This window comes from uncultured Psychroserpens sp. (assembly GCF_947500255.1).
Classification (GTDB): Bacteria; Bacteroidota; Bacteroidia; order Flavobacteriales; family Flavobacteriaceae; genus Psychroserpens.
The window spans coordinates 1,503,968-1,520,738 of sequence record NZ_CANMRL010000001.1 but is presented as its reverse complement, the minus strand read 5'-3'; the positions used below and the strand labels follow the sequence as shown (position 1 = coordinate 1,520,738).

General features: G+C 34.6%; 11 protein-coding genes and 1 tRNA gene. 4 read left to right on the top strand and 8 right to left on the bottom strand.

Translation table 11 applies throughout. The features are described 5' to 3' along the window. Window positions 1-29: 29 nt before the first annotated feature. Window positions 30-3,209, bottom strand: a complete 3,180-nt coding sequence (locus Q0783_RS06565) for a TAT-variant-translocated molybdopterin oxidoreductase (RefSeq protein ID WP_298894123.1) — start codon at window positions 3,207-3,209, stop codon at window positions 30-32. A 34-nt stretch (window positions 3,210-3,243) separates the two neighbouring features. Then, window positions 3,244-4,554 (bottom strand): cytochrome c3 family protein, encoded by a 1,311-nt coding sequence (locus Q0783_RS06560; protein WP_298894171.1) that lies wholly within the window; start codon window positions 4,552-4,554, stop codon window positions 3,244-3,246. A 244-nt stretch (window positions 4,555-4,798) separates the two neighbouring features. Here Q0783_RS06560 and Q0783_RS06555 point away from each other — a divergent pair, with 244 nt between their 5' ends. Next, complete coding sequence (locus tag Q0783_RS06555) at window positions 4,799-5,179, top strand: SPOR domain-containing protein (RefSeq protein WP_298894122.1); 381 nt, start codon at window positions 4,799-4,801, stop codon at window positions 5,177-5,179. A gap of 74 nt (window positions 5,180-5,253) precedes the next feature. Here the strand turns inward: Q0783_RS06555 and infB are convergent, their stop codons facing one another. The 3 genes from infB to rimP all read right to left on the bottom strand — a co-directional run bounded on the left by infB (window position 5,254) and on the right by rimP (window position 9,753). Next, window positions 5,254-7,983 (bottom strand): translation initiation factor IF-2, encoded by a 2,730-nt coding sequence (gene infB / locus Q0783_RS06550; protein ID WP_298894121.1) that lies wholly within the window; start codon window positions 7,981-7,983, stop codon window positions 5,254-5,256. A gap of 63 nt (window positions 7,984-8,046) precedes the next feature. Next, complete coding sequence (nusA, locus tag Q0783_RS06545; RefSeq protein WP_298761434.1) at window positions 8,047-9,279, bottom strand: transcription termination factor NusA; 1,233 nt, start codon at window positions 9,277-9,279, stop codon at window positions 8,047-8,049. 9 nt (window positions 9,280-9,288) lie between these two features. After that, a complete protein-coding gene (gene rimP, locus Q0783_RS06540; RefSeq protein ID WP_298894120.1) occupies window positions 9,289-9,753 on the bottom strand; it encodes a ribosome assembly cofactor RimP in 465 nt (154 codons plus the stop codon). Between the two features lie 153 nt (window positions 9,754-9,906). Here rimP and Q0783_RS06535 point away from each other — a divergent pair, with 153 nt between their 5' ends. Then, window positions 9,907-10,731 carry a universal stress protein gene (locus tag Q0783_RS06535; RefSeq protein ID WP_298894119.1) on the top strand — a complete coding sequence of 275 codons (825 nt, stop codon included), beginning with the start codon at window positions 9,907-9,909 and terminating at the stop codon, window positions 10,729-10,731. 51 nt (window positions 10,732-10,782) lie between these two features. Here Q0783_RS06535 and Q0783_RS06530 read toward each other — a convergent pair. After that, window positions 10,783-10,855: transfer RNA gene (locus Q0783_RS06530), tRNA-Gln, on the bottom strand. Between the two features lie 150 nt (window positions 10,856-11,005). Between Q0783_RS06530 and Q0783_RS06525 the strand changes: the two genes are divergently transcribed. Further along, window positions 11,006-14,353 carry a DUF2723 domain-containing protein gene (locus tag Q0783_RS06525; RefSeq protein WP_298894118.1) on the top strand — a complete coding sequence of 1,116 codons (3,348 nt, stop codon included), beginning with the start codon at window positions 11,006-11,008 and terminating at the stop codon, window positions 14,351-14,353. A 9-nt stretch (window positions 14,354-14,362) separates the two neighbouring features. Continuing rightward, on the top strand, window positions 14,363-15,001 hold the full coding sequence (locus Q0783_RS06520; protein ID WP_298894117.1) for a polysaccharide deacetylase family protein: 639 nt from the start codon (window positions 14,363-14,365) through the stop codon (window positions 14,999-15,001). Window position 15,002: 1 nt separating this feature from the next. On the opposite strand, the gene Q0783_RS06515 is transcribed toward Q0783_RS06520, so the two are convergent. Together Q0783_RS06515 and Q0783_RS06510 are read right to left on the bottom strand one after the other, a co-directional pair. Then, complete coding sequence (locus Q0783_RS06515; protein ID WP_028871703.1) at window positions 15,003-15,299, bottom strand: thioredoxin family protein; 297 nt, start codon at window positions 15,297-15,299, stop codon at window positions 15,003-15,005. 143 nt (window positions 15,300-15,442) lie between these two features. Next, entirely contained in the window at window positions 15,443-16,669 is a 1,227-nt protein-coding gene (locus Q0783_RS06510) for a metallophosphoesterase (protein ID WP_298894170.1), read from the bottom strand. Window positions 16,670-16,771: the final 102 nt, after the last annotated feature.

Sequence of the window (16,771 nt, the reverse complement as noted above, 5' to 3'; positions counted from 1 at the left end):
ATCTATTATAATTGTTTCTTAATTAATTTTTATGCTTCTTTAGTATTTCTCACTTTAGTTTGATACTGAACATTAGGTTTAGTACCAACACTTTCTAATAAGTGATACATACGATCATCTTTTTTAAGTTTTGCAACTTTACTGTCTTTGTTATTGATATCTCCAAACACCATTGCGCCACTACTACAAGCTGCAGAACATGCTGTTTTGAATTCATCATCTTTAACTGGACGTCCATCACGTTTTGCATCAAGAATTGTTTTCTGTGTCATTTGAATACACATAGAACATTTTTCCATAACACCACGTGAACGAACTGTTACATCTGGATTTAATACCATACGACCTAAATCGTCATTCATATGATAATCGAACTCATCGTTTTGAGCGTATAAGAACCAGTTGAAACGACGTACTTTATACGGACAGTTATTTGCACAGTAACGTGTACCAACACAACGGTTATATGCCATATGATTTTGACCTTGACGACCATGTGATGTTGCAGCCACAGGACATACAGTTTCACAAGGTGCATGGTTACAATGCTGACACATTACTGGTTGGAAAGCTACTTGCGGATTATCAGCTGGATCTTCTAATCTAGCAAATGTCGATAAAGAACCATCGCCTTCACCATCGCCAAATACGAAGTTTCCTAAACCTAATCCATCTGCACTTTCCTTTTCTTTAACATCACCTTCAAATGTATCATTAGAAGAGTAATATCTATCAATACGTAACCAGTGCATATCACGACTACGTCTAATTTCTTCTTTACCAACTACAGGCACATTGTTTTCGGCATGACATGCAATTACACATGCACCACAACCTGTACAAGAGTTTAAGTCTATAGATAAGTTAAAGTGATGTCCTATTGAACGATCAAACTCATCCCATAAATCAACTTCAGGAGAGGTTACATCTACTTCTTCATGATTTAAAGATACCTTAGGTACTTTATTCCATCCATGCTCATGATCTTCTCTATCATACGTATTGAAGATCTCCAGTGTAGTTTCCTTGATGATATCGCCACGACCCATTAAGGTATTTTGTAATTGAACACATGCAAATTCGTGTTCACCACCAATATCTTTTAATGAAACGTCTGTTTGAGTTGTATTAAAATCTTTATAGAAATGGTAGGCATTCTTTCCTGTCTGCATTTCTGGTTTCAATCCATTTTTGCGACCATATCCTAAGGCTAAACCTATAGAACCTTGTGCTTGTCCTGGTTGAATAATAACTGGAATAGTAACAGGAATTCCATTAACAGTTAATTCTACGAAGCTAGAATTTAAGCCTCCATCTGCTACATGATAATTCTTAACCTGATACTTTTCTGCATCTTTTGCAGACATTGTTAAGTAGTTATCCCAAGATGTTCTAGTAATAGGATCTGGGAATTCTTGTAACCATGGGTTATTAGCCTGTTGACCATCACCCATTCCTGTTTTAGTATACAGTACTAATTCTAAATCTCCAGAAGACTTAGAAGACGCTAATGCTCTTGCCGCACTTCCTGCAGAAACTGCTGTTACAGATTCACCTAATAGATCATCAATAGAAGAATCAGCATCAGATGTTGTATCTACAGTTTCAGTAGCAATGCTACCAACATAAACACCATCTTGTAAAGCCTTGTTGAAAGATGACCCAGTAAGGATACTGCTTCCCCAAGCCTCTTTAATATATTCACGATAGTTCATGCCATTATCTGTCCACTTTAATAAAGCGTCTTGAAATTGACGTGTATCAAACAACGGACGAATCGTTGGTTGCATTAAACTATAATGTCCTTTTTTAAATTCAACATCGCCCCAAGACTCAAGGTAGTGAGGTGCTGCTGCAATATAATCAACGCCTTCAAGAGAAGCAGTTTCATCTGCTTTCATTGAAAACACTATTGATAAGTCTGTTTTGCCAAGACCTTCAGCAAAATCTGAAGCATTAGGTAATGTGTACATTGGGTTAACACCACTCATGATGATACCACCTACACGACCAGCTTTCATATCTGCTACTAATTTAGTAACCGAAGCATTATTACCTTGTCTTGTTAATATTGGTGTATTTGAATCAAATGCCTTGCTTCCAAGTGATTCATTAATCGCCAATGCAACTGTTTGTGCATTTACGTCTTGAATACCAGTAACAAGAACACCATTACTTCCTGCTCTTTTTAATTCAGATGCTGCTTTTTGAACGGCTTGATCTATATGCTCTGGTAAATCTGTAGATGCAGCTCCACCAACCACTAAACTATGTAGTTTTGCTAAGGCATGTTTTTGTTGTGTTGGCGTTAATGGCACACGCTTATCTGCGTTTGCACCTGTAAGTGACATATTTGATTCGAACTGAATGTGACGAGACATTTTTCCGTTCTTCGGAACACGTCCTTGTGCATATCCAGCATCAAATCCACCACCTTGCCAATCTCCTAAGAAATCTGCTCCAACTGAAACAATTGTCATGGCTTTAGAAAAATCATAATTTGCCATTCCGCGAGTATTATACTTCGCTTCAAAAGCATCTAACGCTGCAGATTCTGAAACAGCATCATACACAACATGACGTACATTTCCGTACTTTGCTTTAAATTCAGAAATCAACTTAGAAGTAGAAGGACTTGCATATGTTTGTGTTAACAATACAATCTCCTTACCAGCTGTCATTAAATTATTTAAAGCTTGATTTGTTTCAGCATCAAAAGTTTCCCATGAAATAGCACTTCCACCTTTCATTGGACCTTGAACTCTTAAGCTATCATATAATCCTAACACAGAAGCATTAACTCTTGCATTAGCACTATTGTTAGTCTTTGCTAAGTTGTTGTTTTCAATTTTGATTGGACGACCTTCACGTGTTTTTACTAAAACACTAGCAAAATCAAAACCATTTGCAATTGTCGTTGCATAATAATTGGCAACACCAGGAACAATAGATTCTGGTTGAACCACATAAGGAATTGATTTAATTACAGGTCCTTCACAAGCTGCTAAAGACGCAGCAGCAGTACTAAAACCTACATACTTCAAAAAGTCACGACGCGTTGTAGAAGACGATTCTAATGTATTTTTATCTCCTAAAAATTCATCAGTTGGAATCTCTTCAACAAATTCATTTTGTTTTAGCGTCTCAACAATAGAGCTATTCTCTTTTAGCTCTTCAACACTTTTCCAGTATTTCTTGTTTGATGACATATTATATAATTGAATTACTTCTTATTAAATTTTATTAGTAGTGACACTTACCACATTCTAGTCCACCCATTTGAGCAGCTGTAAGTTTATCTACACCATATTTTTTAGATAATTGCTCATGTATTTTTGTGTAATACGAATTATCTTTTACGTTAACTTCTGTTTCTCGGTGACAGTTGATACACCATCCCATTGTTAAAGGCGCATGTTGGTACATCACTTCCATTGTTTCTACAGGACCATGACATGTTTGACACTGTACTCCAGCAACCTCAACGTGTTGTGAGTGATTGAAATAAGCAAAATCAGGAAGATTATGTATTCTTATCCATCTCACTGGTTCAGTTTCTCCTGTATATGATTGCGTAGCTTCATCCCAACCAACAGCCTTGTATAGTTTTTGAATTTCGGCATTGTAATCTTTTCCAAATTCTTCTAAACCTTGTTTTTGTGTTTCAGGAGACACTTGATAAATAGTTTTATGACAGTTCATACAGATATTCAATGAAGGAATGCCTGAATGCTTACTTACTCTAGCAGAAGAGTGACAGTATTTACAGTCAATACCATTACCACCATCTTCAGCTGCTCCAGCATGAATCCTATGCGAATAATGTATTGGCTGTACAGGCTCGTAACCTTGATCTGTACCTATTTGAGATAAATAACCATATACAAAATAAGCACTTGCCAATAAGAAGAAAATTGCTGTCACCAATACTAAGAATTGGTTTTGAACGAATGCTTTCCAGATTGAAATACTCTTATCTTTTGAAGCGGCTTCGATTCCTTTTTCTTCAGCAAAACGATTTAATGTACGTCTTACCAAAACTAAAGCCATTGCCAATAATGCAAATAAAACGGCTAGAGCGCCAAGGATTAATTTATTTGAGATACCATTTGAATCTCCTCCATCAACTACTACTGGCCCATCAGGAGTCTCTGGCTCAGGAGGATCTGTAGCTGTCCAAGCTAGTATATCTGCGATGTCTTGATCTTCTAAAGCTGCAAATGCAGTCATTGGTGTTTGATTCCATTCATTAAACACCTGGTTAGCGTATGCATCTCCAGATTTAATAAGACCTGCACTGTTTCTAATCCATTTTGTTAACCACTCTCTATCTAAACCTTGGTCTTCTTCAAGTCTCGACTCAACATATCGAAGTTTTGGTCCTGTCATATCTCTATCAAGATTATGGCAAGAAGCACAATTGGTATTGAATAAAGCTTTTCCTTTTGCAGGATCGCCTTCTTGAGCGTTAAGTGAAGTAGTAAACGTGAGTAAAATAACCAGTCCTAAATAAGGAATCTTTGAGGCTAGTTGACGGTAAATCACCTGTATCATATTGTTAGTTGAATTATCTTCTAAACTTTGGTATGATTTTTTCATTATTGCTATTGAAAAAAACGTTTGTAAAATCTCATGCAAAAATAACATATAAAGTCGATTTTGGAAATGTTACAGAACTGTTAATTGATAATTTATAAGGATTCTAAATAATAATTTAGCACCCAATTTAGTTATTAATTTTGACTAAGGAAACAACAGTCAAAAAAAATCGTTTTCTTTGTACTAAATTTCAAAAAATATGAAAGCAAACACCCTTAAAATAGCGGTCTTAGTTTTAGCATTCTTGGCAATTGGAAATCAAGCTTTTGCTCAAGAGGGCACCGTCACTATTGATCAAGATAGTAACATTACGAAGCTATTAGAATATAAAAAAGATGTAAAAACGGTAGACTTATATAAGATTCAATTAGATTTTGGATCACGTTCAAAAGCAATGGCATTAGAGCAAAAGTTTCGTAATACATTTTCTCAATGGCCAACCGATGTGGTATATGAAACGCCAAATTATAAAGTTTGGGTTGGTAATTTTAGCACGCGACTAGAAGCCGATATAGCACTTTTAAAAATTAAAAAGAAGTTTTCGAAAGCTATGGTTTTTGAACCTAAAAAGGATAATTAAAATATTAACTTTCGATATTGTAAAATAAAAAAGCGACTTAATTAAGTCGCTTTTTTATTTAATATATTATGTACTTACTTGAGCGTCTTCTTAACCTCTACTTCTTGGAAGGCTTCTAAAACGTCATCAACTTGAATATCGTTATAACCTTTAAGTTGCATACCACAATCGTATCCTTTAGATACTTCTTTAACATCATCTTTAAAGCGTTTCAATGATACTAATTCACCAGTGTGAATTACAACTCCATCTCTAATGAGACGAATTCCAGAGTTTCTGTAAATTTTTCCGTTGGTCACCATACAACCTGCAATAGTACCAATTTTAGAAATCTTAAATGTCTCTCTAATTTCTGCGGTACCAGTAATCTCTTCTTTAAGCTCTGGCGATAACATCCCTTCCATTGCATCTTTAAGATCATTGATCGCATCATAGATAATCGAGTACATTCTGATATCGATTTCTTCTTTATCAGCAATTTGACGTGCATTACCCATTGGTCTTACATTAAATCCTATAATAATAGCATCTGAAGCAGTTGCTAATAATACATCACTTTCGGTAATAGCACCAACGCCTTTATGAATGATATTTACTTGAATTTCTTCGGTAGATAATTTCTGGAATGAATCGGTCAATGCTTCAACAGAACCATCCACATCACCTTTAAGGATGATATTCAATTCTTGGAAATCACCAAGTGCTATACGACGTCCAATTTCATCAAGTGTAATATGACGTTGTGTTCTAACAGATTGCTCACGTTGTAATTGTGTACGTTTCGCAGCAATTTGCTTAGCTTCTCGCTCATCTTCAAAGACATTGAACTTATCACCTGCTTGAGGTGCTCCATCTAATCCTAAGATTGATACTGGTGTTGATGGTCCAGCCGCTTCAACTTCATTACCACGTTCATCATGCATTGCTTTTACTTTACCACTGTTTTTACCAGCAAGTACGTAATCACCAACTTTTAATGTTCCTGCTTGGACTAAGATTGTAGACACATATCCTCGACCTTTATCTAAGAACGCTTCTACAACAGTACCATTAGCATTTTTATTAGGATTTGCTTTAAGCTCTAGTAATTCGGCTTCAAGCAATACTTTTTCCAATAACTCTTTAATACCTGTTCCGTTTTTAGCTGAAATATCATGGGATTGGATTTTCCCACCCCAATCTTCAACTAATAAATTCATATTAGCTAATCCTTCTTTTACTTTATCAGGATTTGCTCCAGGCTTATCAATTTTGTTTATCGCGAATACAATTGGCACTTCTGCTGCTTGAGCATGGGCAATCGCTTCTTTTGTTTGTGGCATTATGGCATCATCTGCTGCAATAACAATAATTGCTAAATCGGTAACTTGAGCACCACGAGCACGCATGGCTGTAAAGGCCTCGTGACCAGGCGTATCAAGGAAGGCTATTTTTTGTCCATTATCTAACTGAACTCCATAAGCTCCAATATGCTGAGTAATTCCTCCAGATTCACCAGCAATTACATTTTCTTTACGTATGTAATCTAATAACGATGTCTTACCGTGATCTACGTGACCCATAACAGTCACAATAGGAGCTCGAGGTATTAAATCTTCTGGCTTATCTTCAACTTCTTCTATAGATTCTTCAATATCAGCAGTGACAAAATCAACTTCATATCCAAATTCATCTGCTACAACAGATAGGGTTTCAGCGTCTAAACGTTGATTCATGGTCACCATCATACCTAATGACATACATGCAGAAATAATTTCGGTAACCGACACATTCATCATCGTTGCTACCTCACTTGCTGTAACAAACTCTGTTACTTTAAGAATTTTGCTTTCTGCTGCTTCAGCTTGTAGATCCTTTTCAGTTTGCTCTCTATGTTGCTCCCTTTTTTCTCTACGGTATTTGGCACCTTTTCCTTTATTGGATTTACCTTGAAGCTTTTCTAAGGTTTCACGTACTTGCTTTTGTACTTCTTCTGCACTTGGCTCTTCTTTTACAACAGATTTACCTTGATTTTTGCCTTTGTAACCACCTCTTTGGTTTCCACCTCTGTTATTAGATCTATTATCTCCTCCTGATGGTCCTTTACTAATACGACGTCTTTTCTTTTTATTATCAGAATCTGAATCAGGTTTCTTGTCTTCTTTTTTCTTTTTCGGCTTATTAAACTGAGATAAATCAATTTTATCACCAGCAATTTTGGGTCCAGAAAGTTTCTTGTATTTTGTTTTAAGAGTTTCCTCTGCAGGTTCTTCGGCTGCTGGCTCTTCTACTTCTTTTTTAGGCGCTTCTTTGGCTTTTGGCTTGTCTATAGCTTTAGGCTCTTCTTTTTTAGGCGCTTCTTCAACAGGCTCTTCCTTTTTTGGTTTTTCAACCTTCGGAGCTGCTTCTTTTTTAGGTTTCTCAACTTTAGGTGCTTCCTCTACTGGAGCTTCCTCTGCTGGCGCTTCCTCTTTTTCTTTATTTAAGTCGATCTTTCCAACTTGCTTAGGGCCACTTAACTCTGCTTTAGCCTTAACCACTTCACGACTCTTTGCTTCTTTTTGAGCTTTTTCTTCCAATTCACGCTCACGTTGCTCACGTAGCTCTTCTTTTTCCTTTAGCTTTGCTTCGCTAACTTCTAAAGAAGCTACTTTTTTACTCGCGTCGGTTTGAAATTCGTTGGAAAGAATCGTATAAACCTCTTCTGATATTTTTGTATTAGGACTCTTCTCTATCTCGACACCTTTTGATTCTAAAAAATCAACAGCGCGATCTATAGAGATATTTAATTCCCTTAATACTTTATTTAATCTCGTTTGAGCCATAAATTGTGTAATATAACTTAAAAATCTATTCTACCAAATTAACTTTATAATACTAAGTTGGCATTAATCTTCGAATTCTTCTTTAAGAATTCTAATAACATCTAATATTGTTTCTTCTTCAAGATCGGTACGCTTTACAAGATCATCAACATCTTGCTCCAATACGCTTTTAGCAGTATCTAAACCTACCTTACTAAATTCATCTATAATCCATCCTTCGATTTCATCTGAGAACTCAGTTAATTCTACATCTTCTTCTGCACCTTCTCTAAATACGTCAATTTCATAACCAGTTAATTTACCAGCTAATCTAATATTATGACCACCTCTACCAATAGCTTTTGACACTTCTTCTGGTTTTAGTAATACTTCAGCACGTTTATTTTCTTCGTCTAACTTAATAGACGTTACTCGAGCTGGGCTTAGCGCTCTAGTGATAAATAACTGTAAGTTATTAGTATAATTAATAACATCAATATTCTCATTACCTAATTCACGAACAATACCGTGAATTCTAGAACCTTTCATACCAACACATGCACCCACAGGATCAATTCTATCATCATAAGAATCTACGGCTACTTTAGCTTTCTCTCCTGGAATTCTAACCACATTTTTGATCGTAATTAAACCATCAAATACTTCTGGGATTTCCTGCTCAAATAATTTCTCTAAAAATGCTGGTGCAGTTCTAGACATAATAATGGCAGGTTTATTTCCTTTTAATTCAACACTTTCAATAATTCCTCTAACATTTTCTCCTTTTCTAAAAAAGTCGGAAGGTATTTGTTTATCCTTTGGAAGGATGATTTCATTACCTTCATCATCTAAAAGTATAATCGCTCTATGGCGAATATGATGAACCTCAGCCGAATAAATCTCTCCTTCTAGTTCTTTAAATTGCTTATAGATGTTTGTATTGTCATGCTCATGAATCTTGGAGATCAAGTTTTGACGCAATGCTAAAATAGAACGACGACCAAGATCAACTAACTTAACTTCTTCAGCTACATCTTCTCCAACTTCAAAATCTGGTTCAATTTTCTGAGCTTCAGATAATGCGATTTCTTGATTAGGTTCTTCAACTTCATCATCTGCAACAACAATTCTATTTCTCCAAATTTCTAAATCACCTTTATCAGGGTTTATAATAATATCAAAATTATCGTCATCACCATATTTCTTTTTCAGTGCATTTCTCAATACATCCTCTAAAATCGCCATTAACGTTACACGATCTATTAACTTATCGTCTTTAAATTCTGAAAAAGAATCAATTAACGCAATATTTTCCATAACTATGAATTAAAATTTTATTACAACTTGAGCTTTTGATATTGTATCATACAATATCTCAGCTTGCTTTTTTACGGTTACTTTGCCTTTGCCTACAGGTTTAGGCTCTCTAGTTTTCCATTCTAAAAGGATCTTATCATCATTAGCTTCAGTAAGTGTTCCTTCTATGGTTTCATTTTCGGTGGTTTTAACACTAAGTGTTCTACCTATATTTTTTTTATACTGTCTTTTATTTGTAAATGGCGCTGTTGCTCCAGCAGATAATACTTCAAGAGAAAAATCATGTTCTTCCCTATCTAAGTTATGTTCAATAGCACGACTTATAAACATACAATCTTCTACTAAAACACCATTATCTCCGTCAATTACAATTTTTATCGAATTATCTGATAACACATCAAAATCGATCAAAAACAGGTCTTCACGTTGTTTTAATCCTTCCTCTAATAAATTTTTTACAGTTTCTCTGAACATTTTTAGTATAAAAAGAGCGGACTTTCCGTCCGCTCATTATTCTTTTTTCTTCAAACAACGCTGCAAATATACAACAATTTTATTGATTTTTACAACTGCGACTATGTCGATTTTTATTATTAAATTTATATACTACAAATCAACTACATCAATATGAAAAAAATACTAGTTCCAACTGATTTTTCAAAAGAGGCGGAAAATGCATTAAAAGTAGCCTCTCAAATTGCAAGAAAGCATGGTAGTGAGATTTATTTATTACACATGCTAGAAATCCCTTTACAAGAAATTGATGCTGTAAGCACTCAAGCCGAAGTACCAGAAGTCATGTTTTTTATGAAAATGGCACATCAGAAATTTGAAGACATAATGAATAGCTCTTATCTCGAAGGTTTAAATGTACACGAGATTGTGAAACCAGATGGGTCTTTTAATGGTATTTCAGAAATATGCAAAGAACACGGTATTACCATGATTACTATGGGTTCTCATGGCGCTAGTGGCTTTAAAGAGATGTTTGTTGGATCTAACGCTGAAAAAGCAGTTCGCAACTCAGACGTACCTGTACTAGTAATTAAGAATAATCATGATGATTTTAGTGTAGATGATATTGTATTTGCTTCAGATTTTAAAAATGATAATAAAGAGACCTATCGCCAAGCCACAGAATTTGCTACAGCTTTTGGCGCACAATTACATTTACTCATGGTAAATACAGCCAGTAATTTCACAACGACCAAAAAAGCAAATGATAGAATTAACAACTTTATAGAAGACTATAGTTTTAAAAACTACACAGTTAATATTTATAATGACGAATCTGTTGAAAAAGGTGTGTTGAATTATTCTAAACAAATCGATGCCGACTTAATAGGTATTAGCACTCATGGCAGACAAGGTATAGCGCATTTTTTTAATGGAAGCATTAGCGAAGACCTCGTAAATCACGCCAATAGACCAGTAATTACCTTTAAGATTTAGTTTAAAATTTTAATAAAAAGAAAAAGTCTTCCAAAATTGGAAGACTTTTTGTTGGCCCACTAGGGATCGAACCTAGACTCTTTGGTACCAAAAACCAATGTGTTGCCAGTTACACCATAGGCCAATCTCTTAAAGAGGATGCAAATTTACTACAAAGTTTTATTTGTACAAATAATTTTTTAGAAAATAATCAAAAAATGGTAACGTTTACTTAAAATCTGTAGTGTTTAACATATTTATTAGTAAATTCGCTCGCATTAAATAGACTATTTTTATGACACATTTCAACTTCAAGAAATGGAATACCATCTTAGGATGGCTAGCTTTTACCATAGCTTTAATTACTTATGCATTAACAATAGAGCCCACAGTTAGCTTTTGGGATGCAGGAGAATACATATTGACGTCATCAAAACTACAAGTAGGGCATCCTCCTGGAGCGCCACTATTTCAAATGTTAGGCGCATTTTTCTCAATGTTTGCTCTTGAGCCTGCCCAAATTGGTATGATGCTAAACATGATGAGTGCTGTTTCAAGTGCATTTACCATACTATTCATGTTTTGGTCTATTACTCTATTATTAAGAAAACTTGTTCTTATTGCCGATCCAAGAAAGGAAAATGAAACTAATGAAGTGCTTTCAAAGCACCAATATATTGCTATTTTAGGTAGTGCCTTGGTCGGTAGTTTAGCCTTTACATTTACAGATTCTTTTTGGTTCAATGCCGTCGAAACTGAAGTGTATGCTATGGCTACTTTAATTATGGCAATCTTATTTTATCTTGGTTTAAGATGGGAACAAGACATGCATGAACCTAGAGGTCATCGATGGTTAATATTAATTGCTTTTGTCATTGGCTTATCGTTTGGTGTTCATTTCATGGGGCTTCTTACCATTCCTGCTTTAGCTCTTATTTACTATTTTAAGAATTATAAAAATATTACTGTAGGAAACTTTATTCTGGCTAATGTTATTGCCGCCGCCATTTTATTATTTATATTTAAATTATTACTGCCTAATGCACTTAGATTATTTAGTGCTTCGGAAATTTTCTTTGTTAATACTATCGGTCTTCCTTTTAACTCAGGTTCAATAATTGCTGGAATCATAGTTGTAGCATTATTTTACTTCGGATTAAAATACACAAAAAGCAAAGGCTACAAATATGCCAATACATTAACACTTTGCCTGATTTTTATCTTTATCGGATTTTCGTCTTGGGTAATGTTACCTATAAGAGCAAATGCTAATGTTATAATTAACGAAAACAATCCGTCAAGTGCACGTGAACTTTTGGCCTATTACAATTTAGAACAATACCCAGAAACTCATTTGTTTTATGGACCACTATTTACAGATCAATACACAGGGCTAGATGAAGATAATCCGTATTTGGACGACAAGCCTAAATATGAAAAAGATCATGAGAAAGGTGAATATGTTATTGTCAACAACTGGGAAAAATCTAAACAAAATTACAACGCTACTCAAGCATCGTGGCTACCAAGAATGTGGAGTACTGAGCACGCAGAAAATTACATGATGTTTACTGGCTTGTTAGATTTCAAAATCAAACCCGAATATCAAATGGATAATGATATACGTGGTTTGGTTAATAAATTTAGAAGCGAAGTCGCACAAGGAAAGATAAATTATGAAGATTATCATAATTTCCTAAGACAATTTGGTCGAGACTTTTTAGACATTGAGAAGCCATCCTTTGGCGACAATCTTTATTACATGATAGATTACCAGTTAGGTTATATGTATTGGCGTTATTTTATGTGGAACTTCTCTGGAAGGCAAGATGATATCCAAGGAAAATATGATGACCTACATGGCAATTGGATTAGTGGAATTGGTCCATTGGATAAGTGGCATTTAGGAATGTCTCAAGACAACTTACCTAGTGATGTTGCCGATAATAAAGCAAGAAACACTTATTATATGTTACCGCTAATACTTGGTATTATTGGCTTTTTGTTTGTTCTCACAAGAGATCCTAAGCGCTTTTGGGTGCTATTAGTGTTTTTCTTATTTACTGGACTAGCAATTCAATTTTATACTAATGTAAGACCTTTCGAACCTCGTGAAAGAGACTACTCTGTAGTCGGTTCATTTTATGTATTTGCTATTTGGATTGGTTTTGGAGTCTATGCTATTTTTGATTTACTACGGAAATATGCACGCTCAAAATTCTTAGCTCCTGTAATTACAGTAGTTTGCTTGATTTTAGTGCCTGGAATTTTAGCTGCTGAAAATTGGGATGATCATGATAGATCAGCAAAATATACAGCACAGGCCATGGCTCGGAAATATTTAGAATCCTGTGCACCCAATGCCATCTTATTTACTATAGGTGATAATGATAGTTTCCCATTATGGTACTTACAAGAAATTGAAGGCGTGAGAACTGATGTACGTGTCGTAAACACAAGTTTATTTCAAACCGATTGGTATATAGATCAAATGAAACGAAAAGCTTATGAGAGTGATCCTATCCCATCACAGTTGACTCATGATCAATATAAATTTGGAACACGTGACGTGGTCATGAAATATGAAATCACTCAAGATACGATGATGATTAAAGACTTCATGAATTTCATATCCAATGATGATAAACGATATAAAGTTAAATACGCTATGCAAAGTAGAGGTGAAAATCCAAATGCATATCCTGCACAACTTCAAAATTCAAACTATCTGCCAACATCAAATATTAGAATACCTGTCAACAGAGATAATGTTTTAGAAAATGGTGTTGTTAAAGACAAAGACAAAGATAAAATTGCACCTTACATTGATGTCAAAATCACAAGTAATGCACTATACAAAAACCGTTTGTTAATGCTAGACATCATAGCAAATAATGACTGGAAACGTCCAATATACTTTACTGGCGGAGCATTTGGTGACGAAGATTATATCTGGATGAAAGATTACTTACAACTGGATGGTTTATGTTATAAACTAGTACCGATTAAAACACCTGTTAATCGAGCAAATCCATTTGATATGGGACGAATTGATAGTGACTTAATGTATGAAAAAGTGATGTCTTGGGATTGGGGAAATAGTGGTAGTGACAAAATTTATCATGACGTCGAAACCAGAAAAAATGGAATTACTTACAGAGGTAACTTAGCAAGACTTATGGAGCAACTAATCAACGAAGATCAGCTTGATAAGGCCGAAAAAGTAGCAGACCTAGCTCTAGAGAAAATGCCAGTAGATAAGTTTGGTTTCTATACGTTACTAGAACCCTACATAACAGGATACTATGAAATAGGTAATAAAGAAAAAGCGAGACAACTCTATACAGATGTCACAAGAAAATACCAAGAAAAACTCATCTACTGGAGTGAACTCTCTATTGAAAATCAAGAACGTTATCTAGAAGAAATTGTTTCAGATATTGAATGGTATAGAAACTTAGTTGATATTCTAGTAATATATAATGATGAAGAATTTGCCATAAAAGAAACGAAAAAATTCAACAATTATTTACAACGATTTAGTCACTTTACTGGAGAGGAAGAACCAGACGCAAAACCTGTTAGAGAAGATCGAGACCTTCAAAAAGATACTATCGACACTATTTTGAGCGGACAGCAATAACCCTTACAAATGAAAATAGCTCCGGTAAAAACACCTATTGTTGCTAAAAAAATGTTTCCTAATTATGTTTGGGATGTGGCAACAAATGATAAGGAACTATATTTAACTTTTGATGATGGGCCAACTCCAAAGATCACAGATTGGACTTTAAATACGCTTAACGATTACAATGCAAAGGCTTCCTTTTTTTGTATTGGCTCTAATGTTGAAAAATACCCCGATGTATTTAAAAACATCATAGATAATGGTCATACGGTTGGAAATCACACACAACACCATGTTAAAGGCTGGACAACTAAGACTAAAGACTATTTAAAAGAAGTCAAAACTGCTCAAACTTCTATTAATGCTTATAAAAACTCTGAAACCCAACTTCTTTTTCGTCCGCCTTATGGACAAATAAAGCCAAAACAAGGAAAAAAACTCATCACCCTTGGCTATCAAATAATTATGTGGGATGTACTGTCTTTTGACTGGGAAAAAGAAATTTCTGAAGAAAAGTGCCTAGAGAATGTTATGTCTAAAAGTAAAAAAGGAAGCATTATTGTGTTTCATGATAGCGTGAAAGCGTCAAGAAATTTGATGTATACACTACCAAAAGTCTTAGAATTGTTTAGTAATGAAGGATTTGTGTTTAAAGCCTTGTAATCTAGATATACTCTTGAACAATACCTATAAGTGTGTTAGCGTCTTGTTCTCCACTATGTCGCCATTTCATCTCACCGTTTTTGTAAATAATAAGAGTTGGTAAACCTTTTACACGTAGAGCTTCGGCTAACTCCTTATTTTTATCAACGTCTATTTTTATGACTTTGGCTTTATCACCTAGAGCAGCAGCCACATCTCTCATCACAGGATGCATTGCTGTAGATTGCTCATTCCACTCTGTGAAAAAATCTAACAGAACTGGAATATCCACGTCTATAAGTTCCCCAAATTTTGACATACGTTTAAACTTTTAAATCAGATATGTATATACAAACCTAAACAATTTTTTGGTAATACTTTAAATTAACCAATCTACTAGGTTCACTCTGACATATTTATAAAAATAAACAATTTCAGAGTAAAAATAACATTTCGACACTATTATGCATTATTTGTGCCTTTTTTAAGCGTGATTACCGTTACCTCTGGCCAAATACCAACGCGTCCTGGATACCCTAAATATCCAAACCCTCTATTAACATTTATATATTGACCAAGTTCCTGGTAAATACCAGCCCAATATTTATAACGCCATTTTACAGGACTCCATTTAATCCAACCTGGAATCTCAATCCCAAATTGCATACCATGTGTATGTCCGCTTAGTGTAAGATGATAATGGTAATCGTCTTTTATGACTTCTTCTTCCCAATGACTTGGGTCGTGGCTCATTAAGATTTTAAAATCGTTCGGACTTACATTTTGCGATGCTTTTTTTAGATCTCCTGCTTTTTTAAAGCCGCCTTTACCCCAATTTTCAACACCAACTAAAGCTATTCGTTGTCCGTTTCTTTCTATAAACCGAGATTCATTAAGTAATAAATCATATCCCATTTCTTTTTGAAGTGCCTTAAGATCATCCAAGTTTTTGGTTTTGTCACTTTCAGATTGCCAACTTACATAATCACCATAATCATGATTTCCTAATACCGAAAACACACCATCTTTAGCTTTCAAAGTTCCAAAAACATCTTTCCATGGTACCATTTCAGATGCTTTATTGTTAACCATATCACCAGTAAACATGATGACATCTGACTGCTGCTGATTAATAAGATCAACACCATATTCTATTTTTTCTCGATTATCAAAACTCCCTGAGTGGATATCACTTATTTGAGTGATTCGATAACCATCAAAAGCATCAGGCAAATCTTCAAAGTGCAAGGTGTAATCTAAAACTCTAAACCTGTATTTACCTTTATACATTCCGTAGAGTAAAGAGGAAAAAGGAATTGCCGCCAATCCTAAAGCTATTTGACTAATAAATTTTCTTCTTGAAGGCATGTAAAAAGATTCTTTAGTCACCACTTTATCATATAATCCAAGAACAGTTCTTACAATATCCTCACCAAGGAGGATTGGTACGATTACTAAATTTAATGACATAAAAGCCAGCAAAAATCCAAAAGCATAGCTCTTTGCCGGATTAAGCACTCTTCCTTCTGAACCTATTGAAAATTGATAAATAAAGTTACCCGCAATAATAAGTGCGATAGCAATAAATAAATAATGTATCCAAGTAGTTTTTGTAACTGTCTTAACAGCTTGAAATCCGTAAAATGAAAAAAGACTATAGATTAAAATAAATATAATCCAACGCACCATATAATGAAGTTTTTGCAAAGATAAGTCATTTTAAAAAGGAACTTAGTTGTTAAAATATATTTAACGATACCTTAAGATTTAGTATCTTCCCTTTCGATTAAT